21 protein-coding genes are annotated in these 21,157 nt (G+C 58.2%); 7 read left to right on the forward strand and 14 right to left on the reverse strand.

The window, feature by feature from the left end; genetic code table 11:
* Positions 1-34: 34 nt before the first annotated feature.
* The 5 genes from PYTT_RS08925 to bioD all read left to right on the forward strand — a co-directional run bounded on the left by PYTT_RS08925 (position 35) and on the right by bioD (position 3,622).
* Positions 35-823 carry a hypothetical protein gene (locus PYTT_RS08925; RefSeq protein ID WP_067777779.1) on the forward strand — a complete coding sequence of 263 codons (789 nt, stop codon included), beginning with the start codon at positions 35-37 and terminating at the stop codon, positions 821-823.
* The gene (locus PYTT_RS08930) at positions 820-1,281 is read left to right on the forward strand and encodes a GtrA family protein (protein WP_067777780.1); all 462 of its coding nucleotides are present in this window, start codon (positions 820-822) and stop codon (positions 1,279-1,281) included. Before PYTT_RS08925 ends, PYTT_RS08930 begins: the two co-directional genes overlap by 4 nt.
* Positions 1,281-1,958, forward strand: a complete 678-nt coding sequence (locus PYTT_RS08935; RefSeq protein WP_067777781.1) for a chloramphenicol acetyltransferase — start codon at positions 1,281-1,283, stop codon at positions 1,956-1,958. Before PYTT_RS08930 ends, PYTT_RS08935 begins: the two co-directional genes overlap by 1 nt.
* A 64-nt stretch (positions 1,959-2,022) precedes the next feature.
* Positions 2,023-2,853: a diadenylate cyclase CdaA gene (gene cdaA, locus PYTT_RS08940; RefSeq protein WP_067777782.1), complete on the forward strand. Its 831-nt coding sequence runs from the start codon at positions 2,023-2,025 to the stop codon at positions 2,851-2,853.
* A 133-nt stretch (positions 2,854-2,986) separates the two neighbouring features.
* Positions 2,987-3,622 (forward strand): dethiobiotin synthase, encoded by a 636-nt coding sequence (bioD, locus tag PYTT_RS08945; protein ID WP_067777783.1) that lies wholly within the window; start codon positions 2,987-2,989, stop codon positions 3,620-3,622.
* A 76-nt stretch (positions 3,623-3,698) separates the two neighbouring features.
* Here the strand turns inward: bioD and PYTT_RS08950 are convergent, their stop codons facing one another.
* The 8 genes from PYTT_RS08950 to leuC all read right to left on the reverse strand — a co-directional run bounded on the left by PYTT_RS08950 (position 3,699) and on the right by leuC (position 12,940).
* Positions 3,699-4,838 carry a hypothetical protein gene (locus tag PYTT_RS08950; protein ID WP_067777784.1) on the reverse strand — a complete coding sequence of 380 codons (1,140 nt, stop codon included), beginning with the start codon at positions 4,836-4,838 and terminating at the stop codon, positions 3,699-3,701.
* Between the two features lie 4 nt (positions 4,839-4,842).
* Entirely contained in the window at positions 4,843-5,922 is a 1,080-nt protein-coding gene (locus PYTT_RS08955) for a thioredoxin-like domain-containing protein (RefSeq protein WP_067777785.1), read from the reverse strand.
* Positions 5,923-6,079: 157 nt separating this feature from the next.
* Complete coding sequence (gene fbaA, locus PYTT_RS08960; RefSeq protein WP_067777786.1) at positions 6,080-7,111, reverse strand: class II fructose-bisphosphate aldolase; 1,032 nt, start codon at positions 7,109-7,111, stop codon at positions 6,080-6,082.
* A gap of 80 nt (positions 7,112-7,191) precedes the next feature.
* Positions 7,192-8,478: a diaminopimelate decarboxylase gene (gene lysA, locus PYTT_RS08965; protein WP_067777787.1), complete on the reverse strand. Its 1,287-nt coding sequence runs from the start codon at positions 8,476-8,478 to the stop codon at positions 7,192-7,194.
* Positions 8,479-8,488: 10 nt separating this feature from the next.
* Positions 8,489-9,622 (reverse strand): AI-2E family transporter, encoded by a 1,134-nt coding sequence (locus PYTT_RS08970; RefSeq protein ID WP_067777788.1) that lies wholly within the window; start codon positions 9,620-9,622, stop codon positions 8,489-8,491.
* Positions 9,623-9,744: 122 nt separating this feature from the next.
* Positions 9,745-10,878, reverse strand: coding sequence for a hypothetical protein (locus PYTT_RS08975; protein ID WP_067777789.1), 1,134 nt, complete (start codon positions 10,876-10,878; stop codon positions 9,745-9,747).
* 22 nt (positions 10,879-10,900) lie between these two features.
* Positions 10,901-11,506, reverse strand: a complete 606-nt coding sequence (locus PYTT_RS08980) for a 3-isopropylmalate dehydratase small subunit (protein ID WP_067777790.1) — start codon at positions 11,504-11,506, stop codon at positions 10,901-10,903.
* A gap of 21 nt (positions 11,507-11,527) precedes the next feature.
* Positions 11,528-12,940 carry a 3-isopropylmalate dehydratase large subunit gene (gene leuC, locus PYTT_RS08985; protein ID WP_067777791.1) on the reverse strand — a complete coding sequence of 471 codons (1,413 nt, stop codon included), beginning with the start codon at positions 12,938-12,940 and terminating at the stop codon, positions 11,528-11,530.
* Between the two features lie 158 nt (positions 12,941-13,098).
* Between leuC and PYTT_RS08990 the strand changes: the two genes are divergently transcribed.
* Together PYTT_RS08990 and PYTT_RS08995 are read left to right on the forward strand one after the other, a co-directional pair.
* Positions 13,099-14,046 (forward strand): hypothetical protein, encoded by a 948-nt coding sequence (locus PYTT_RS08990; RefSeq protein ID WP_067777792.1) that lies wholly within the window; start codon positions 13,099-13,101, stop codon positions 14,044-14,046.
* Positions 14,047-14,056: 10 nt separating this feature from the next.
* The gene (locus PYTT_RS08995; protein ID WP_067777793.1) at positions 14,057-14,683 is read left to right on the forward strand and encodes a GyrI-like domain-containing protein; all 627 of its coding nucleotides are present in this window, start codon (positions 14,057-14,059) and stop codon (positions 14,681-14,683) included.
* Positions 14,684-14,699: 16 nt separating this feature from the next.
* On the opposite strand, the gene PYTT_RS09000 is transcribed toward PYTT_RS08995, so the two are convergent.
* From PYTT_RS09000 to PYTT_RS09025, 6 genes are all read right to left on the reverse strand, one after another.
* Positions 14,700-15,182 carry a GNAT family N-acetyltransferase gene (locus tag PYTT_RS09000; protein WP_067777794.1) on the reverse strand — a complete coding sequence of 161 codons (483 nt, stop codon included), beginning with the start codon at positions 15,180-15,182 and terminating at the stop codon, positions 14,700-14,702.
* Between the two features lie 87 nt (positions 15,183-15,269).
* Complete coding sequence (locus PYTT_RS09005; protein ID WP_067777795.1) at positions 15,270-16,349, reverse strand: Mul1B family putative transporter subunit; 1,080 nt, start codon at positions 16,347-16,349, stop codon at positions 15,270-15,272.
* 24 nt (positions 16,350-16,373) lie between these two features.
* Positions 16,374-19,628, reverse strand: a complete 3,255-nt coding sequence (locus PYTT_RS09010) for a tetratricopeptide repeat protein (RefSeq protein ID WP_141675914.1) — start codon at positions 19,626-19,628, stop codon at positions 16,374-16,376.
* Between the two features lie 59 nt (positions 19,629-19,687).
* The gene (locus tag PYTT_RS09015; RefSeq protein WP_141675915.1) at positions 19,688-19,960 is read right to left on the reverse strand and encodes a hypothetical protein; all 273 of its coding nucleotides are present in this window, start codon (positions 19,958-19,960) and stop codon (positions 19,688-19,690) included.
* 158 nt (positions 19,961-20,118) lie between these two features.
* Complete coding sequence (locus tag PYTT_RS09020; protein WP_067777799.1) at positions 20,119-20,634, reverse strand: ExbD/TolR family protein; 516 nt, start codon at positions 20,632-20,634, stop codon at positions 20,119-20,121.
* 17 nt (positions 20,635-20,651) lie between these two features.
* Positions 20,652-21,143, reverse strand: coding sequence for an ExbD/TolR family protein (locus PYTT_RS09025; protein ID WP_071133418.1), 492 nt, complete (start codon positions 21,141-21,143; stop codon positions 20,652-20,654).
* Between the last annotated feature and the right edge of the window lie 14 nt (positions 21,144-21,157).

Below are 21,157 nucleotides of genomic sequence, written 5' to 3' on the forward strand. Positions count from 1 at the left end.
GTTTTTTTCTGTGTTTACGGCAGTGTCTGTTTATGTGATCATCGGGGTTGTCCTTGCAGCGTTTCTTTCCCTGACGCTGCTGAAGGGGATGATCAAGATGGTGCTGTTCGCGGCGGCGGTGGTGGGCGGCGTGCTGGTGTGGGTGCTGCTCGACAAGAACGGTTTTTCCTATTTGTCGTTCGTGACTCCCGATCCCCAGCCGTGGATGGTGACGGCTCTGAAGTGGGTGGGTTCGCTGGGGGTGTTTGCGGTGTTCTGGCACGGGTTGTTCTGGTTCTGCAATGTGTTTTCCTGGGGGAAGAATATGGGAAGCGGCGGCACGAAGGGGATTCTGACGACGCTGCTGATGGTAGTGGTGCTGGTCTGGGTGGGGGTGATGGGGCTTTCCTACCGCCAGTCGATCGATACGGTGTCTTATTATTACGAGCGGGGTCGGGCCGATATGGGGCACAAGGATGCGGATGTGGCTGTTCCCGCTACGGTGAAGATTTTCGCCGAGATGGAGGATAATGCTTCGACGGCGTGGCTGTGCAAGACGGATCTGATGCGCGATCCGGAGCGGCTGTGCCTGGCGAGTATTGTGGCCTATGCCTGTGCGCTGGACGATGCGACGTGCGAGCGGTTTTATTCGCAGACTTTGGCTCCGCGTATTCCCCGTTCCGGTTCATTGCGCCATATGATTCGCGATATGAAGCCGACGGTGGCCCGTGGGAGTTTCAGTACGCTGTATGCAAATCCCCAGTTGACGACGTTTTTGACGGATAGTGAGCGCCGCAAGGCGGTGGAGCAATTGATTCCCTTTTTCACGCCTGTGAAGCCATGAAGACGGTGGAAGGTTTGTATGTAAGAGTGAGATCCCTGCTGGTTCGCTACGAGAGCGTGGTGAAGTTCATGATCGTGGGCGGAGGGGCGACGCTTGTCCACATGGTAGCGGCCAATGTGGCGAGGTTTCTGTACGATGCCGCTCCGCTGACGGCAAATATCATCGGGTATTGCACGGGTTTTTTCCTGTCGTTTTTCGGCCACAAGTTCTGGAGTTTCGCCAAGACGGCGCAGGAGGAGCAGGGGGTTCATACTTTCCTCAAGTTCGGCGTGGTGACGGCCGTGGGGTTTGGCGTGAACAATGGCGTTTTTTATGTGTTCTGCAAGATGATTCCTCCTTTGTTCGGTTATGCCGTGGCTGAGGAAGGCGGCTTGTGGTTCAATGTGTCGGTGGCGTCGGGCTGCCTGGTGGCTGCTGCGAGTTCTTATTGTTTCAACCGTTTCTGGGCGTTCAAGTGATGGATGAGCCGGGGGAAATTCGCGGATGTTTCGAGGTGGCGGATACTGCTTCGTGGGAACGCCGGGAGCATTTCGAGTATTTTTACCGTACGATCAAGTGCAAGTATACGCTGAATGCGGAGGTGGATGTGACGGCTCTGCTGGCGCGGTGCCGGGCGCGGGAGAGGAGGTTTTTCCCGTCGTTTCTGTATGTGGTGATGCGGGCGGTGAACGGGAACCGGGAGTTTCGCATGGATTTCGATGCGGAGGGGAAGCCGGGGTTCTGGGATTGCGTGCATCCTTCCTATACGGTGTTTCATGAGGACGATAAGACGTTTTCCGATGTGTGGAGCGTGTATGATGAGGATTTCGAGGTGTTTTACGCTTCGGTGGTGCGGGATATGGAGGTGTACGGCGAGGTGAAGGGGGTGAAGGCGAAGCCGGGCAGGCCGGGCAATTTCTGCCCTGTGTCGGCGTTGCCGTGGCTGCATTTTACGGGGTTCAGCCAGGATACGTACAGCGAGTCGGCCATGCTGTTTCCTTTGATTCGCTTTGGAGCCTACGAGGAGAAGGAGGGGAGGGTGAAGCTTCCGGTAGCGGTGTTTGTGAACCATGCGGCGGCGGACGGGTACCATGTGTGCAAGCTGTTCCGGGAGATGGAGGAGTTCGCGGCCGCAGCGGAGGAATGGATGCTTTGAGCATCCGTGTGCGGTGCATGGATTTGGGCTTGCGTTGCGGGTGTTTTTGGAGTATGTTGCGTGCATGTGGAGCTGGTTGGTCGAGCATGGTGAAACGATTCGCACGTATTTCGTTGCGGTGATCGAAATTGCCATTCTTTGGGTGGCTTTTTATCAGCTGTACCGGGCCTTTCATGCGACGCGCGGTGCGAATATTCTGCTCGGCCTTTTTTCGAGTTTCATCGTGCTGGCTCTGGTGACTGGACTTTTCAAGCTGACGGTGCTTTCGTGGCTGCTGCGGAGCATTTTCGCTCCCGGCCTCGTGGTGGCTCTGGTGGTGATTTTCCAGCCGGAGCTGCGTATGGCTCTGGCCAAGCTGGGCAGCCGCCGGCATTTGGCGATTTTCGGCATTACGCTGTGGGGCCGGCAGGATAAATCCGGCTTTATCGAGTCGCTGTGTGCGACGGTTTCCGTGCTGGCGAGCAAGCGGCACGGGGCTTTGATCGCCCTGCAGAGGACGAACAAGCTGCATTCCGTGGCGGATACGGGCACGAAGGTGGACGGGCTGTTTTCCAAGGAGCTGGTCGGTTCCATTTTCTTTCCGAAGACTCCTTTGCATGACGGCGGCCTGATTGTGGATCAGGAGCGTATTGTGGCGGCCGGGTGCATTTTCCCGGTGTCCGCCAAGGAGATGAAGGACCGGACGATCGGCCTGCGCCACCGTGCGGGGGTTGGTTTGTCGGAGGAGAGCGATGCGGTGGTGGTGATCGTTTCCGAAGAGACGGGGGCGATTTCTCTGGCAACGGCAGGGCGTTTGGAACGCAATGTGGATTTGAACTATTTGAAGACCCGTCTCAAGGAACTCCTTTATGCCCATGTCGCTACTGCACAAATTCAAGAGGTTTCTCAAGGTTAACTGGATTCCGAAGCTGTTTTGCCTGATTCTGGCGATTCTCGTTTGGAACGTGATCAAGCACGTTTGCCTTGATTTGCCGCAGACGACCGATGATACGGTGATACGGCGCTCCCATCCCTGATTGTTTGTTGCGATGAATTATTTGATTACAGGTACCGATACGGAGATCGGCAAGACGTATGTGACTTCCCTTCTGTTGAAGGATTTGCGCTGCCGCGGGGTGCAGGCTGTCGGGTATAAGCCCGTGGCGTGCGGAGACCGCCAGGATCCCCGCGCTCTGCGCGATGCTTCGGATCCGGCCATGAGCCTCGAGGAGATCAATCCGGTGTATTTGCGTACGCCGACGGCTCCTCATGTGGCTGCTGCATTCGAGAAGACGGTGATTGACCCCGAGATTCTGCTGGCGGGTTACCGGAATCTGGATTCGAAGTACGAGATGGTTCTGGTGGAAGGAGTCGGCGGCTGGGAGGTTCCCATGGCTCCGGGTATGCTGTTTTCGGATTTTGCCTGCATGCTCGGCCTTCCTGTGATTCTGGTGGTGGGCAATAAGCTGGGTGCGGTGAATCACGCGATTCTGACGACGAATGCGATTCGCGCACGCGGGTTGGAGTGCCGGGGCATTGTGCTGAACCATTTGCAGGAGGAGTGGGATACGGCCGCCTTGACGAACAAGGCGCTGCTGCAGGAGTTCACGGGGCTTCCCGTGCTGGAAGAGCTGATTTACGGACAGGATTCCCTTGATAGCTCCGCCGTGTTCGGAGTAGAATGATTGTTGCCGTTCGGCATGCGAAAAGGGCTGTTCCGGATAATCGGAACAGCCCTTTGGTATCGGTACGGAGTGAGGATCAGTAGATGACCGGGGTTTCGCCGCGTTTGAGGGCGTCGAGGCGTTTTTGCTCCTTCGAGTTTTGGATGCCCTTGGTGCAGGCTTCGATCGCCTTGTCTTTTTCTCCGAGATCTTCGTAGATTCGGGCTTGGATCATGTAGCATGCCTGCTGGTAATCGGAATCGTCCGCTTTGCCGTTGATCATGTTCTGGGCTGCTTTGATTTGGACTCGTTTGATCTCCGGTTTGTCGATCCATTCCGCTGTGCCGCTGCACCATTTCATGATACGGTTGCCGACATATTCGTCGTCGGGGTATTTGTCCAGCATCTCTGTCGTATCCTTGATGAACTGTTCCAGATTTTTGTCGAAACAGTCGATGCTGAAGCGTGTTTCCTTGGCGAACATGAGCATGCCCGCATGGTCTCCGGCCATTTTTTCCGTTTCTTCCAGTAGTTGCATGGCTTTTTCCCGATCTTCCGGCTTTTTGGTGTTGATCAGTTTGCCTACTTCCGAAAGGTTGGCCATGAGAGTCTTGAAGTTTTCCTTGTCTTGCTGGGTTCGCTCTTGAGCGTCCTTGGCTGTGAAGTTCTCCTTGACGCCTTCGACCAGAAGCCATGACGGCAAATGGGCGCTTTCGCCGCTCCACATGAGTTCGCCGTTTTTGAAGACGGCGGCAAAGGGCATGGATTTCAATGATTCGCCTTGCAGGATATATTGCCAGAGTTTCAAGTCTCCATCCCAAAGGACGGGAAATTCGGTCGCATGCCGCGGATTGGCGAGCGACTGGAGGACTCTTTCCTTTTTCAGATTGTTGACGGGTGGCACCATGACGATCGTTTTGATGTTCCGGGCGTCTTTGGGCAGGAAGTTTTTGACGTTTCCTGCTGGGCCCCGTTTTTCCGCCTTGAATTCGGAAGGCCCCAGTGTGGGAGGTATCCAGAAGTCCACAATGACGAGGTCGTTCGGGCCGATTTCGGTTGCGGGAGCGTTCGCGAGCCATTCTCCCTGTTTGATGGCCTGTACGAAGTTGCTGAAGCCGATGGGAGGAATGGAAGGAGCCGCTTCGGCCTGTTCCGATGCTGCGGGTGCATCGGCGGCGAGGGCGGTTGTTGCGTTGAAAGCCGCCAGCATGAAGAGCGGCAGGAAATGGGTTTTCATGATGTTATTTGGTCAGATTGTTGCGGTGTTGATAGAGAGGAAGCTGGCGGACGGCTTCTTCCTGGGCTTCGATGGCTCCCTTCCGGTCTCCCGACAGCAAGCGGGCTTCGGCGATGCGGCTCCATTCGAGAGAAGCGGAATAGTTTTTTTTGGCGCTGGCTTTCTGTAATGCCGTGGCTTTCAGAATGGCTTCCTCCGCTCCCTTGAGGTTTTTCTTGTCGGTAGGAATTTCATAGGTCGTGATGATCATATGAGCATAGTTCATCAAGGCGTAAGGATTTTCGGGCAGTTCCTGAGGAATGCGGTCGAGAGCCGTACGAACCATGTCGTACTGTCCGGCTTGCAGAAGCTGGGTGAAGGGGATTCTGAGCAACATCAGTTTGTTGTCGTCCGAGAGGTCTTTTTGTTTCAGAGCTTCATTCAATTTCTGTTCACCGGACTGATAATCGCCATCGGCATAGGCCTGGGCGATGCTCTGCGCGGTGGCTCGAAACGCCCGTTGTTCCTCGGACGTGTCGCGTGGCCGAGGTGCAGGCTTGCCGTCGATGATGTTTTGAATGAGTTCTTTGTTGAGCTGGTTGGGGTGGCCCTTCCAGAGGATTTTTCCATCCTTGACGATCATGGAGAACGGAATGCCGTCTACGCCGAGCGGTTTCAGCCAAAGGGCGGCGGATTGTCCTTTCGTGTCGGCTCCGATCGTGTAGGTCGGGGAGGATTTGCGGTTGGCGAGGAAGTTTTTCAGAACTTTGGGCGTCGATTTGTCGAAGACGTTGATGCCGACGATTTGGAAGGTGTCGCTGTCCGGCATTTCTTGATGGAGTTCGTTCAAATGCGGGATCTGGGCGAGGCACGGGCCGCACCATGTGGCCCAGAATTCGAGAAGATAGGTTTTGCCCGGTTCCCAGTTTTTGACCGGCGTGCCTTGCAGCCATTCCGCCGGAAGTCCGTCGGGGCTGAGGGTCGTCGGTTGGGCGGCCGGCGTTTCGGTCTTGTCCTTTCCGGGCTCTGCCGGATTTTCGGCCATGGCCGGAAGTGCGGCCATGCCGAGGGTGCAAACAACGCTGAGATACATGGAAAGTCTCATGGAACAAGTGTAACGAATTGGTACGGCATGGCAAGAAGATTATGCATGCAGGGCCTGTCTATCATTGTTTACGAAGGGAATTTCGCGGCAACAGGCACGAAAAAGCCCTGCAGGAAGTGCCTGCAGGGCTTGAAGGGATGTGAATCCGGATGCCGGATCAGATTTTGCCGCAAAGGGTTTTGCCTTCGGAAAGGAGGTCCTGGGCGGCTTCGACAAGGCGGGCTGCGAGGCCTTCTTCACCGAGCTTGAGGTAGGTGCGGGGGTCGTAGGCTTTCTTGTCGCCCACTTCGCCGTCCACCTTGAGCATGCCGTCGATGTGCTTGCATACGTGCAAGGTGATCGGCTTGGAGAAGGCGTACTGGGTGTCGGTGTCGATGTTCATCTTGACGACGCCGTAGGAGATGGCTTCGCGGATGTCGCAGAGGTCGGATCCGGAACCGCCGTGGAAGACGAGGAGCATGGCTGCATCCGCGCCGTATTTGTCGGTGACGACTTTCTGGCCGTCGCGGAGGATCTTGGGTTCGAGTTTGACAGCGCCGGGTTTGTAGACGCCGTGGACGTTGCCGAAGGTGGCGGCGAGCATGAACTTGCCGATGCCGTTCAGGGATTCGTAGGTCTGGAGCATGTCTTCCGGGGAGGTGTAGAGCTTGTCGGCATGGTGGCCGGAGTTGTCTACGCCGTCTTCTTCACCGCCGACGACGCCGATTTCGATTTCGAGGATGATGCCGGCAGCGGCGCAATCCTTGAGGAGCTCCTTCGAGAGGGCGAGGTTTTCCGCCATGGGAAGGGTGGAGGCATCAAGCATGTGGGAGTTGAAGAGCGGCTGTTCACCGGCATCGACGCGGCGCTTGGATTCGGCGATGAGCGGGCGCAGGAAGGTGTCCACATGTTCGGGCTGGCAATGGTCCGTGTGGAGGCCGACGAGGACGTTGTATTCCTTGGCGAGGCGGTGCGTGGCTTCGGCAAGGACGATGGCGCCGATGGCGGAGCTGCCGACGCGGGTGCCGGAGGCGAATTTGCCGCCGCCGAGGGAGACCTGGATGATGCCGTCGCTCTTGGCGTCGGCAAAGGCGCGGAGGGCGCCGTTGATGACTTCGATGGTGGTGACGTTCACGGCGGGGTAGGCGTAGCCTTCCTTCTTGGCCGTGTCGAGCATGTTGCTGTATTGAGCACTTGTTGCTACTGGCATGGTTTTGTGTTTTTGTTTGGGTTGTGCGGGCAGGCCGCTCGTCGGTGCGGCGGAGTGGGCCTGCCAGCGGAAACGGGATGTTATTCGGGGATGATTTCGCCGCGGACGAGGTCTTCGAGGCTCTGGCGGCTGCGAATGACGGTCCAGTTACTGCCGTCCACGAGGACTTCGGCGGCCATGGGCCGGGAGTTGTAGTTGGAGGACATGGAGAAGCCGTAGGCTCCGGCGGAGAAGACGGCGAGGTATTCGCCCTGCTGGACGTCGGCGACGGTGCGGTTCTGCGCAAGGAAGTCGCCGGATTCGCAGATGGGGCCCACGATGTCGGCCACGACGGTGTCTTGATCGTCGTGCTGCTGCAGGGGCCAGATTTCGTGATGACCTTCGTAGAGTGCGGGGCGGATGAGGTCGTTCATGCCGGCATCGACGATTTTGAAGGTTTTGGCGTCGCCTTTTTTCTCGTAGAGGCACTGGGTGAGCATGACGCCCGCGTTGCCGACGATGACCCGGCCCGGTTCGACAAGGATGCGGAGGCCGAGCGGCTGGAGGAGAGGGACGAGGGAGTCGGCATAAGCGTCGATGGTGAGCTGGTGGTTGTGTTCCCACCAGTCGGGGCTGCCGGAGGCCAGTGCGCCGTCGTACACGATGCCGATGCCTCCTCCGATGGAGAAGAAGCGGATGCCGTAGCGTTCCTTGAGGCGAGCGGCGAGCGGAGCGACTTTGGCGACGGCTTCGATGAAGGGTTTGACCTGCGTGAGCTGGGAACCGATGTGCATCTGGAGGCCTTTGATTTCCAGATTCGGCATTTGTTCGTCGATGAGGGCGTAGAGGGCTTCGATGCGGTCGAAATCCACGCCGAATTTGTTTTCCGATTTGCCGGTGGTGATGTATTTGTGGGTGCCTGCCTCGATGTTGGGGTTGACCCGGACGGCGACAGGGGCCTTGATGCCCATGCTTCCGGCGATTTCGTCGATGGCGCGGAGTTCCGCTTCGGATTCGACGTTGAAGCAGTAGATTTCCTGTTCAAGCGCGTAGCGGATTTCTTCGGGTGTTTTGCCGACTCCGGCATAGGTGCACCTGCGGGGATCGCCTCCGGCCTGGACGACGCGCCAGAGTTCACCGCCCGAGACGATGTCGAAGCCTGCGCCTTCGCGGGCCATGAGGTTGAGAATGGCGAGGTTTGAACATGCTTTGACGGCATAGGATACTTCAGAGTCGAGCGGAGAGAGCGCCTGCTGCAATCCCTTGAAGTGGTCCAGAATGGTCTGTTTGCTGTAAACGTATGTCGGCGTGCCTACGGCTTCCGCTATGTCGCACAGGGGCGTGTTTTCGCAGTACAGCGTGCCGTTTTTGTAGCTGAATGTATGCATGTTCTGTTTTTTAGCTCTTGTGTGGGCCTTTGTCCGGTCCGTTGCCGGGATCGGCTGTGTAGGGGGGGATTTTGGGTAGCGGGATGGTTGTGGGAGGGTTGTCGATCATCATGGCAATCCACTTGAGGTCTTTCGAGTTTTCGAGCGCCAGTTTGACGAGTACGGAGATGGGGACGGCGAGAAGCATGCCGATGGGCCCCCAGATCCAGCCCCACAGGATGACGGAGAGGAGGACGACGCTGGTGGCGATGCCGAATTGCTTGCCGAGAAGGAGGGGTTCGATGCCGTTGCCGAGCATGAAGTTGATGACGATGTAGCCGAAGGCGACGATGACGGCATCCGAGATGCCTCCGATCAGCAGAGCGAGGAGGATGGGCGGTATGGCGGCTACGATGGAGCCGAAGGTGGGGATGAAGTTGAGAGCGAAGGCGACGATGCCCCAGAGCAGCGCGAAGCCTACATCCATGTATTTGCAGAGGCCCCAGGCGAGGATGCCCGTGGTGAGGCTGATGAGGGTTTTGATGACGAGGTAGCGCTGGATGCCTTGCAACGCATCGGCGAATTTCCGGATGTTCGGGCAGCCGCGCGAGGCGGTGATTTTGTCGACGTTGCTGCGGAAGCGGGGCGCTTCACCGAGGAAGAAGGTCATCAGGATGAGGACGAGGGTGGTGATGGCGATGAAGCCCAGAGCCTTGCCCATGATGGCGGTGGTGATGCTCATGATGACTCCGGCGCTGAGGATGTCCTGCGCGGAGCCGAGTTTTTCCTGAACGAAGGTGTCGAGCCCGTGGTCGCTCAGGAAGAGCATGAGGTCATTGTATTTGGTCTCGAAGAGCGGCTGGTAGGTGGTCTGGACTTCAATGCTGAGGTCTTTGGCAAGGAAGTTGATGAGGAAGCCGAGGCCGATGAGGAAGCCGAAGTCCACAAGGACGGTGAAGCAGACGGCCAGCCAGTGGGGAAAGTGCAGGTATTTGCGGAGGCTGACGGTGATGGGGTAGCTGGCAATGGCCAGGAAGCTGGCGAGGATGATGGGGACGATGATGTCCCGGGCGGCCTGCAGTCCGGCGAAGACGATAAAAGCGGCGGCTATGGTGACGAGTACTCGCCTGCCATCTCCGAGGGGTGTATTGGTGCAGGATGTCATCGCTTTGCCTGGAGGTCGGAAGTCGCCAGATTCTCCCAAAAGGCGGCGAGGAAAGCAAGGGTGAATACTTGCATGCCTGAAAAAAGAAGCTTTTTACGCTGAGGCCGGGCCGTGGCGGCGCATCAGCTTTTTTTGCAGAAGCTGTAGCCGAAGTCGGTGAGCTGGCGCATGAGGTCTTCGGCCAGCAGGATGATCTGGTGCGAGGTTTCCGCCGGGATCTGGTGCAACAGGCGGATGTCTTTCTGGATGCGGCGGAGCAGGGCCTCGATGCGGTGCGTGAGGACGGGCGGGTCGATGATGTTTTCCTGCGATTGTAGGATGGTGGCAAGGACGTGCGGGACGATGAAGCCGTGTACCCGCATGATTTCGCTGACGGTCGGGTTGGGTTCGCGGTCGCCGTTTTCGGAGTCTTCGAGCATGGTTTGCAGGGTGGTCTGGATTTCCTGCGTGAGGTTCGAGAGGCTTTCGAAGACGGGGTGGCGCATGGCTTCGCGGACGGCGTCCACTTCGCCCGGGAGCAGGAAGTCGAGGACTCCGGCATTGTGGAAGAAGTTGGATTCCGTCGGCCGCCCCGTTTCTTCGTCGCGGGCGAGTTCGGCCAGCCGGTCGGTGCGGTTCAGGACATAGGATTCGCGGACGAGGCCGTCGGCTTCCTGCCGGTATTTGTCGTGGACGGAGGGGTAGATGACGGCGGCGGCTTCGGCGCGTCGGAGTCTTCCGTCCCACGGGATGGAGGGCAGGGGGTCGTTTTCGTCGTCAAGGATGCCCGTGTAGGAGTTGATGAATTGCTGGACATGGCTTCTGTACATGTCCTGATTGCTCATGATCTGGGCGTATTCGTCCGTGGGCTCCATCTGCCACCGGTGTTCGCCGATGGTGAGTTCCATGGATGAGGATTCGATGAGGATTCGCCCTCCGTCGATGTCGAAGATTTCGAGCGAGAGGAGGTTGTGGCGGGCGCGTTTGTTGTCGAGGTCGCAGAGGCGGCGGGAGGCGGTGAAGTCTCCGAGGCACAGGTATTCGCCGCGCTGGCGGATGATTTCGAGGAAGGTTTGTTCCTTGTCTCGCAGGATGCCGGTATGGAGGGGGTTGGAGAATTCGAGGCGGCACCCGGCGAGGTCCCGCAGGCAGTCTCCTTCCAGAGTGAAGACGAGAGGTTCCTCCATTCCCACACAGGTAAGGGTGAGGGTGACGGTGCCGGGCGTGGTGTTGTCCACGATGCCGCTTTTGATGATGTGGGTAATGTCGGAGAGCATGGGTAGTTGGGGTTGAGGGGGATTAATGTGCTGTCGGGACCGGGAGTTTGGCGGCGAGGGCTTCGACGGCTTCCGGAGCTCCCATGAGCTCGACGACGGCGTCCCAACGGCCCTGTGTGAGGGCTTCGCGCGGTTCCTCCGGCATGGAGACGGGGATGCTGCCGAGTTCAGAAGAGAGCTGCATGCTGTTCAGATCGAGCGTCCAGACGGTGGCCGGGGCCTGTTCCGTCCAGGCGGTGACGCGGTTGATGTCTTCGCAGGAGGCTCGTACGCAGGGGAGGCCGATGCCCGTGCTGTTGCCGAAGAAGATTTCGGCGAAGGTTTCTGCGACGACAGCTTTGATACCCGAGCGTTTGATGGCTTGGGGTGCGTGTTCGCGAGACGAGCCGCAACCGAAGTTTTCACCGCCGAGGATGATGGATGCTCCCTTGAAGCGGGGATCGTCGATGGGATGGCCCTTGGAGGAGCCGTCTGCATTGAAGCGTTCGTCCCAGAACATGGTTCCGGCAAGTTCGTCGAAGGTGATGCACTTCAGGAAGCGGGCGGGGATGATGCGGTCGGTGTCCATATCCGCTCCGGGCACGGGTACTGCGGTGCCGGTAATGGTGTTGACGGGGTTGAGTGCCATAATTTGTTTGTGGTGTTCCTGTTAGTGAATGTTGAAGATTTCGCGTGCATCCGAGACTTTGCCTGTGAGTGCGGCGGCGGCTACCATGACGGGGCTCATGAGCAGGGTGCGGCCTGTGGGGCTGCCCTGGCGGCCCTTGAAGTTGCGGTTCGACGAGCTGGCGCAAACCTGGTCGCCGACGAGTTTGTCGGGGTTCATGGCAAGGCACATGGAACATCCGGCGAGGCGCCATTCGAAGCCCGCTTCGCGGAAGATGTCGGCGATGCCTTCCTCTTCGCATTGCTTGGCGGTCATTTGCGAACCCGGTACGGCGAGCGCCTTGATGCCGGGGGCGACTTTGCGGCCCTTGATGTAGTGGGCGACGGTGCGGAAGTCGGAGATGCGCCCGTTGGTGCAGGAGCCGATGAAGCAGACCTGCACCGGGAGGCCCTTGATGCGGCTGCCGGGTTCGAGCTTCATGTACTGGAGGGCTTCGACGGTGGCTTTGCGCGTGTCGGCATTGGCTGCATCGTCCGGGGAGGGAACGGTTTGGTCGATGCCGATGTTCTGGTCGGGAGAGATGCCCCAGGTAACGGTGGGTGCGATGTCTTCCGCAGAGATGGTGACGATGTCGTCGTAAACGGCGTCCGGATCGGAAGCGAAGCTCTTCCAGCGGGCGACGGCTTCATCCCATGCCTGGCCGGTGGGGGCGAAGAGGCGGCCCTTGATGTATTCGAAGGTGGTTTCGTCCGGGTTGATGTAGCCGCAGCGCGCTGCGCCTTCGATGGCGAGGTTGCAGAGAGTGAGGCGTTCGTCCATGCTCATGGCGTCGATGGTGGAGCCGCCGAATTCGTAGGCGTAGCCGAGTCCGCCGTTGGCGCCGAGCAGGCCGATGATGTGGAGGGCCACGTCCTTGGCGGTGACGCCGGGCCGCAGTTTGCCTTCGACCCGTACGTTGCGGACTTTCAGGGGGGTCTGCGCGAGTGTCTGCGTAGCCAGTACGTCGCGCACCTGCGTGGTGCCGATGCCCATGGCGATGGAGCCGAACGCGCCGTGGGTGGCGGTGTGGGAATCGCCGCAGACGATGGTCATGCCGGGCTGGGTGATGCCGAGCTCGGGGCCGACCATGTGGACGATGCCCTGAAGGCCTGAAGGCATGTCGAACATGCGGATGCCGTTTTCAGCGCAGTTTTTGCGGATTTCGCGGAGCATGGCTTCCGCGCGTTCGTCGGCGAGGGGTTCGGACTGGTCGTCGGTCGGGATGATATGGTCCACCGTGGCGAATGTACGTTCGGGGTGGATGACTTTGAGCCCGAGATCGCGGAGCATGCCGAAGGCCTGCGGAGAGGTGACTTCGTGCATGAAATGCGTCGCAATGAAGAGTTGCGTGCGCCCGTCCGGCAGGATGCCGACTTTGTGCGCGTCCCAGACTTTTTGATATAATGTCTTGCCCATATCTACCGCATAGGATGGCCTGATTTTCGCTTTCCGTCAAGTGGTGAAGTCACACTCTTCTTCTTCTTCTGTGTCTTACAGAAGGTAGAGAGGCGGAGGAAGGCGGTTTGTCGCAATTTCTGCGTGACGGAGTGCGGCAGGTGTGGTTCAATAGGGCTATGTTCTATTCTCCTTACACATTGGTTCCTTGCGGAGCCCTGAGTGCGCGCTCTGCGGCGCAACCCCGGCATGGCGTGCTGTTGCGGAACGATGAAGGCGGTTATGGCTGCCTCCAGACATGGCCGGAGCTGGGAGACCCGACGCTGGACGAGGAGCTGGATGCGATCCGCGACGGCAAGCCGCTGCGCCTCGGAGCCCGCGCGTTGAAATGCGCGATGCTGGACGGCGAGGCCCGTGCGAAGAAGGTGAACATGTTCGACGGCTATACGGTGCCGCTCAGCCATGCGACTTTGCCCGTGAGCGCGACTCCCTTTATGGTGCACACCCTGCACCAGCGCGGCTTCCGTACGGGCAAATTGAAGCTTTTGCCGAATCTTCCGGCGACGATCGAGAAGCTGATGAACCTGGCTGCGATGGTGCCCGAATGGAAGTGGCGCCTCGATTTCAACGCGACGTTGACGCCGGAAGGTTCGCTCGAATTCTGGGACATGCTGCCGGAAGCAATGCGCAAGCGTATCGACTTCATTGAAGATCCGTGCCCCTATACGGTGGAATCGTGGCAGATGCTGCAGGATGCCGGCCTTCCGCTGGGTTACGATATCGGCTCTCCCGATGCAACCTGCGGCGTGCCCTGCTGCACGAGCAAGCCGATGATCCGCGTCGTCAAGCCCGCCCGCGACCGCACGACGGAAGGCGTGCCCGTCTTCACCTCTTACATGGATCACCCGCTGGGCCAGCTCTGGGCCGCATGGTGCGCCGCCCGCTACTACCACGGCAAGGATCCGAAGGATGTGCCCCTGTGCGGCCTTGTGACTCACCACGTATACCGAATGAACGATTTTTCGGAAGTTCTGGGCGCGGCGATCTATCCGTCCATCAACCTGCCGGGTGGTACGGGACTCGGGTTCGACGAGCTGCTGGCAGCGCAGGAGTGGAAAACCCTGTAAGCATCGCGCCATGCCGGGGAAATACGAATGGAGAAAGGCGGAGAAGGCCTTGTATCTGCCTTCCTGCCGACCAGCGCGGATCGACGTGCCTCCCTGCTCTTTCTTGATGATGGAAGGGCGCGGCGATCCGAACGGCCCGGAGTTTGCCTCTTGTGTGGAGATTCTGTACGCCCTGTCGTACGGCATCCGCATGTTGCCGAAAAAGGGCATCGTGCCTGAAGGGTATGTCGAATATGCAGTTTATCCCCTTGAAGCGACGTGGGTGAACCCGGAAGATGGTTCTGCGGCTTCATTGGCCGGCAAGGACTTTGTGTACACGGCCATGATTCGCCAGCCTGCATTCGTGACGCAGGGCCTGGTGGAGCAGGTCATGGAAATGGTGGCGGCGAAGAAGAAGCTGCCGCGCCTGGGGGAAGCCGTCTTCGATACGGTGGATGAAGGGCTGTGCGTGCAGATGATGCATACCGGCCCGTATGATGACGAACCGGCAAGTTTCGCCGCGATGGATGCTTTCTGCGCGGAAGAAGGATTGATTCGTACTTCCTCTCGGCACCGTGAGATTTATTTGTCTGACCCGAGGAAGACGGAGCCGTCCAAGTGGAAGACGGTGCTGCGCTACGGCGTAAGGGAAGCGTGAGCGGGCGCCTGCGCATTTACCGGGACGGTTCGGGCAGAATGTCCGTGTAAATGCCCGGTGTACTTCCTTCGATAGGCGTGGCGCCGACGCATTTCGCATAGAACTCCTGCGGGCCCACGCCGCCGATCACGGCATAGGCGTATCCCTGCGCGTAAAGATTTTCCAGGGCAGTGACGAGCAGGGCTTTGCCGAGTCCGTGCTGCCGGGTATCCGCGCCGACTCCCATCGGCCCGAGGAATCCTTTGGCCGTGACGTCGTAGCAGGCAAAGCCAAGAACGGTTTTGTCGCGGGTGGCGATGATGCAGGCAGCGGGCTGCCGGCTCATGGCGATTTTGAATTCGCTGACCCATTTCGGGCTGAAATGGGCGCCGATCCAGTCGGCGACGAGATGGCGTTCGTAAGGTGCGGCGCGGCGAATGAGGATGCCGTCTTCCTTGAGATGCGAGCGCAGATCGCTTACATCCGGAAGGTCGTACAGGCGCACGAGCATATCGATCATGGGTGGAGTGTATCGGCTGTTGAAAGTGTTTGTAAAAGAAAGGGCATCCGCGAAGGGATGCCCTTGAGGGAATGATGGTGCCGCTCGTTACTTCTTGGCTTCCGGCTTGTCGGCAGGTTTGTCAGCCGGTTTATCGGCAGGCTTGGCCTCGGCCGCAGGGGCTGCTGCCGGAGCGGCGGCGCCCTTCTGTTTTTCCAGAGAGTTGTAGTAATACTGGGCAAGCTGGTTCAGCTTGTCGTTCCTGGAACCGGGCGAGACTACATTGAGATAGATGTAGGCCAGAGCCGCGGCATCCTTGATGGCTTGCGGAGCTTTTTTCTTGTCGCTTTCCATCGGGGTATTGTTACCGTGCTTTTCGATGTAGGCGGCCGCTTCCGGCAGGAGGCTCAGGATGATGGCTGCACGACCCATGGCTTCAGCGGGGAGCTCCATGTAGCTGCCGTGGGAGGCGGCGATCGTGGTGCTGTAGGCGTCAATGGCTGCATTGGCCTTGACGACGTTGTCGCGGTTGCTCAGATCGGGTGAATCGCCGAGCTGGCCCTGATAGGCGCGGCCCATGGCGTATTGAAGCCAGCCAAGTTCAGTCAGCGTCAAGTTGTTTTTGTTGCTGCTCAGGATCTTGTTGCCGTTTTCGATGATGGCGTCCCACTGCTTGTCGGCAATGTTGCCGAGCAATTCGGCGACTTGGGCATGCAGCTTGTTTTCGGGCGTCAGGTCGGCGTTCGGAAGAGCGGCGGCGAGAGCCTTGACGGCGGCCCAGTCCTTCAGGCGGATCGCGGAGTCGATTTCCAGCAGGGCGGAGCGGACGCTCAGGTTGCCGGGGATGGACTGGACGATTTTATAGGCTGTTTTGACTTTGGCGAAGCCCTGCTGGGCCTGCTGGAGCTTTCCGGCACGGAAAGCATCCACGGCTTCGGCAAAGGACTTCGGCGTCGAGATGTAGAACGTCGTGCAATCGCTGATGCGGCCGCCGATCGGGCTGCCGACGGCATTGCCGTTGCGCATCTGCACGGCCGTGAAGTTGTTTTTGCCGGAAACGCCGGTGATCAGATATTGGCCGCCCGGGATGTTTCTGCCCTGAATGAGGGCGGGGATTCCCGCCTGCTGGGCCTGGGAGAGGCTGCAGGTGGCGGCGAGTGTCAGGATGATACCTTTCAGTGTGTTCATGATCGTACTTGAGGTAGGATATTCTTAGCGGTTCTTGTTGCGTTCCAGCTCGGCGTTGATACGGCGGCGTTCCTTGGCTTCGCTCTGGACGGAGGAGTCGGAACGGTACTGTTCGACGAGTTTTTCGACGGCGCGGAACTTATCCTGGTCGTCGCCGGACATCATGTCGAAGTTGCCTTTCATCTTGCGGATGAAGCCTTCGCCGAGGTCGTAGGCGAACAGTTTGTCGGACTTGGTAGTTCCCGAAGCCGGCTTGTTGCGCTTCCATGCGAGGATCATGGCTTTTTCGCAGGCCGGTGCCGAGACGCTGACGCGGGCAATATTGGTATTGTAGAGGTTGGCGTAGGTCAGGATGGCATTGTCGAGGTCGCCGAGGCCTTCGTAGGCTTCAGCCTGCATGTTGCTCATGGGAACGTTGTTCCGGTCGGAGGTCAGGTAATCCTGCGCTTCGGTGAGCGCTTCCTTGTAGCTGCCTTTTTGGAGCAGGAGCTTGACAAGCGTGGACTGTACTTCGCCGATGGCCCGGCGGTCCGGCACTTCCTGCTTGCGGGCATTTTCGAGAGCCTGCTGCATCATTTCCACTCCCTTGGCCACATCGCTTGCGCTGCTGCTGAGGCCGTAGGCGCGGGCCAGGCCGAGAGAGGCCTGTGCGCGGAATTCGGAATTCTTGTTGTCGGCCACTTTCTGGTAGTAGGTGATGGCGTCCAGGCGATCCTGCTCCTTGGCGGAGCGGTTGGGCGAGCTTTCGACCCCGGCGATGAGCTTGTCGCCTACCCATGTGCAGGCGTAGTCCGTCAAGTCGGCGGGTTTGAACTCGTCGCGCATGACGAAGAGGCTGCGGTCAACGGCCTGAGTCAGTTTCTGGCGATCGTTGTTGTATTTATCGACAGCCTGCTTGTCCTTCATGTCCTTGGGACGTGCGAGGTTGCTGCGCATGTTTTCGTATTCGCCGATGACTGCCATCATCAGGATGGAACGCAGGGTCTTGTTGTCGCGCGAAACGCCCGGGAAGTTGTCGAAGTGCTGCTTGACTTCGTCGGCGGAGAGTTCCTTGCCGTCCTGGAAGGTCTTGTAGCTTTCGATGAGTTCCTTGGTGTAGCTGCCGACGGCGCGTTCCACCTGCGGGTTGATGCGGTTCTGCTTCTGGGCGATGTTGGCTTCGCGGACGATCAGCTCCTGAAGGTGCTTGATCGCCTTGTCGAAGGCGGCCTTGTCCTTGTTGTTGAGCTGAAGGTCGATGACGCCCATTTGAAGGGAGAACGGGTGTCCTTCCATGTCGCATTCGGCCCAGAACTTGCTGCTGTATTCCTGAATCTTGGCCTTCTTGGCGGCGGCATCGTCTTCGGGCTTGGTGCCTTCGGCCGGCTTAAGGTCGTTCGTGTAGGAAGCGAGGTTGTAGAGGGCTTCACCGGCGGTCGCCTTGTTCTTTTTGGCGATGGCGGCTTCATAGCTCTTCTGGTAGGCGTCCAGTGCGCCGGGAACGTCGGGATCGCCCTTTTCAGGCTGCACCAGCAGGTTGCCTTTCATCAGGAGAGCCGGGGCCATGACGGCATGGTCGGGGTACGATTCGATGATGCGGTCGCAGAATTCGAGGGATTTGGCCTTGTCTCCTTCCTGACCGTGGATGTAGTAGTTATACACCTGATCGAAGAGGACGTTGGGCATGTACGGATCCTTGGGATCGGTGGTCGGGTATTTCTCCATGAAGGAGTTCAAGGTCTTGATGGCGTCCTCGATGTATCCGGTGCGGCTTTCGGCGGAACCCAGGAAGAACAGGGCAGGCTTGCTGTAGTTCGGGTGGTCCGGGAAATCCTTCAGGAAGGCTTTGGCCGGTTCGATGAGGTTGGCGAAGTATTTCCGGTTTTCCTGTCCGAGCTGGAAGTTGGCGGCAATTTGCACATAGGCGGCCATGGCGTAGTGCGGGTTCTTTGTGTCGCCTTGCAGCTGCGCGAGTACCTTGCCGGCCTGTTCGAGCGCTTCCGCAAATTTCCTGTCGGTGATGAGGCGTTCAAGCGAGAAGGCGCTGAGGTCCTTCTTGAACTTGGACTCGGGGAAGTCCTTCATGTGCTTGTTGATGATGACTTCGCCACGAGTGGGATCGATCTGGTATGTCGTCATCGCCAGCTGGAAGAGGTAGGTTTCGCGGTCTTCCATCTGGTTGTAGCGGTCTTCCAGCAGTTCGTAGGCGGCGCGGGCGGTGCGCATGGAGCCGTAGCCCTGATAGATGTTGGCCGTGCCGGCGAGGCTGAAGGCATCGAAGATTTTCTTGCCGGCGATCCATTCGTCGTACTTCTTGAGCGTGTTCTGGAGCTGGTCGACGTTGTAGCGTGCGCCGCCGTCCCTGATGGGAGCCTTGAGGGCGCCGAGGCTTTTCGTGATGCCGGATATTTCGCCCTTGATTTCCTGCATGGTGGGAATGAATCCGTACATGAGGAGGGCGAGTCGGTTGTAGTTGTTCGCCTTCTTCATGTCATTGGCCTGTGCGGCTTCGCGCCCCTTGTTGCCTGCTTCGACGGCGAGGTTGAGGATGGCGGGTACGTACATGGCGATGCGCGTTGCGCCGAGGTCAAGCACTTCGGGATGTTCGCTGAGTACATTGAAGGCTACTTCCGGACGATCGATGCGCATGGCCGTTTTGACCAGGTTGTTGACGCCTCCGACGACGTAGTTGTCAGGGATGGGTTCACCCTTGGTGGCCATTGATTTGCGCAGATACTCCATGCCTTTCTCAATGTCGGGCGTTTCCTTGGAGATGTAGCACTGCGACATGAGGTTGTGCACGATGGGCTGCGGGTTGGCATCGAGTTCGGCCTTGGGGCGTTGTCCCTTGCGGTTGAGGTACTCGGTGAAGAATTTCAGGGCGTCTTCATAGTTGCCGCGCTTGAACTCGGTTTCCCCCATTTTGTAGAGGGCGAGGAAGCGGAAGGGGTTTTTGACGATATCGCTGAATTCTTTGTCTTCGGCGCATTTTTCGAAAGCTTCGAGAGCGCCATCGTAGTTCACCTGGTCACCCTGGCCGATGTTGAGCAGGCATTCGCCTTTTTTGTAGTAGAACCAGCCGAGCTGGTTGCCGAATTGGGTGTAAAGACGAGTGCCGGGAGAGAATGCTTGGATGCACTTGTCGATTTCTTCCAGAGCCTTGGTCCAGTTTCTGGCTTCGATGAGTTTGACGACGGTTTGCTGGTAGTTGCCGGGGGCTTGCGCCTGACAGACCATGGGCGCCATGGCGGCTGCAATCGCAAGTACGGCAGAAGCGGAGGCTAGTGTGTGCATTGTCATGATTGTGTGTGGTTGATTGAAGTTGAAAGAAAGGTTTGAATGGGGCAGGGGAAGGTGGGTTACGCGGCTGCAGCCTGGTGGAGATCGGCGTATGTGGCTGAAGGATGAATCATGCCGGATGGAAGGTTTTCAGTGAAGCGGATTTTCTCGAAGGATGAAACGGTGCCGGAAATCCGGGAAACGGGCAGTTCCGTCTGCCGGGCGAAAATCCGGCATGGTGCCGTATCTGCATGCAGGTTGGACGGATGGCGGAAGCAAGCTGTTTTTTCCCCGGCTCCGGCAGTAGCCGCCGGAAGCATGCAGACCGGAATGGCAGGGGAAGTAGCTGTCATGGTTGTTGACGTGTTGGAAGTTGTCTTGACCGGAGTGAAGATGAATGGGCGTTTCGGTGGGGAGAGGGTATTTCGGAGAGGTAGCCGGGAGGTTTCGACTGAAAGGGGAGAGCTTGATCAGGGATCAAACCCTCCCCTCCCTGTGTCATTGTTTTACATTAGTTAGCTTCGTCGGCGACTTTGTTGAGGCCGACCGACTTGATGCCGGCTTCAGTCAAAGCTGCCATGACGTCCATGAGACGTTGATGTTTCGAATTCGGATCTGCATTCAGGAGGACGATGGCCTTGGCTTCGCCGCCAGCAGCATCGGCCGTGGATTTCAGTTCCTTCAGCTGTTCGACGAGTTGCGGACAACGGCGGATTTCCGAGTATTGCTGTTTTTGTTTCTCGGGATCGTAACCGGGATCGGGTGGCCCGACCTGAAGCTTGGTGTCGCCCTTGCCCCATTCGATGGAGCCGTCAGCCAGAATCTTGATGTTGCCCGGCTGGAGTTTGGGCGGCGTTACGCTGTTTGGTTGAGTTGCCGGTATTTCGATATCCAGCTTCCGTTCCTGCACGATGGTCGTTGCTACGAGGAAGTAGATGAGGAGAAGGAAACAGCAGTCAATCAGCGAGGAGATATCCAACACGGGATCCTCTTCGGGCGGAGCTTCGAATTTTTTATGTCTTGCCATGATGATTGATGATCGGTTTATTTGGTGGGCAGAGCTCCGAAGACGATGTTGGTGATACCGTTCTTGCCTGCCGCCGTAATGACCTTGTTGGTATATTTGTACGGGGCGGTCGCGTCACCGCGAATGTAGAGCCGGACTTCTTCGAATTCCTGTCCCTTCTCGTTTTTCTTTTTTTCCAGTTCTTCCTTGCGGGTTTTGAGGTATTCCTCAAGTTCCGCTTCATTGGAGAATCCCTTGCGTTCGTCCGATGCCCAGATGGTGCCTGCCGGATAGCTGCTGTCTTTCATCTTGTCCGGATTGAAGACGTTGACAACGATCAGGCCATTGGCTTTCTTGAGTTCATCGGAGGCTACTGCCGTCGGCATCTTGACATTCTTGTCTTTTTTGACGGTGATGGCTGTAGCATTGACCACGAAGAAGATGAGGAGAAGGAAACAACAGTCAATCATGGGCGACATGTCGACGCTGGCTTCTGTATCGTCAGCGGCCTTTAGTGCTTTTTTTCCCATAGTTTTGTTCCTAT

This window comes from Neoakkermansia glycaniphila (assembly GCF_900097105.1).
Taxonomy (GTDB): domain Bacteria; phylum Verrucomicrobiota; class Verrucomicrobiia; order Verrucomicrobiales; family Akkermansiaceae; genus Akkermansia; species Akkermansia glycaniphila.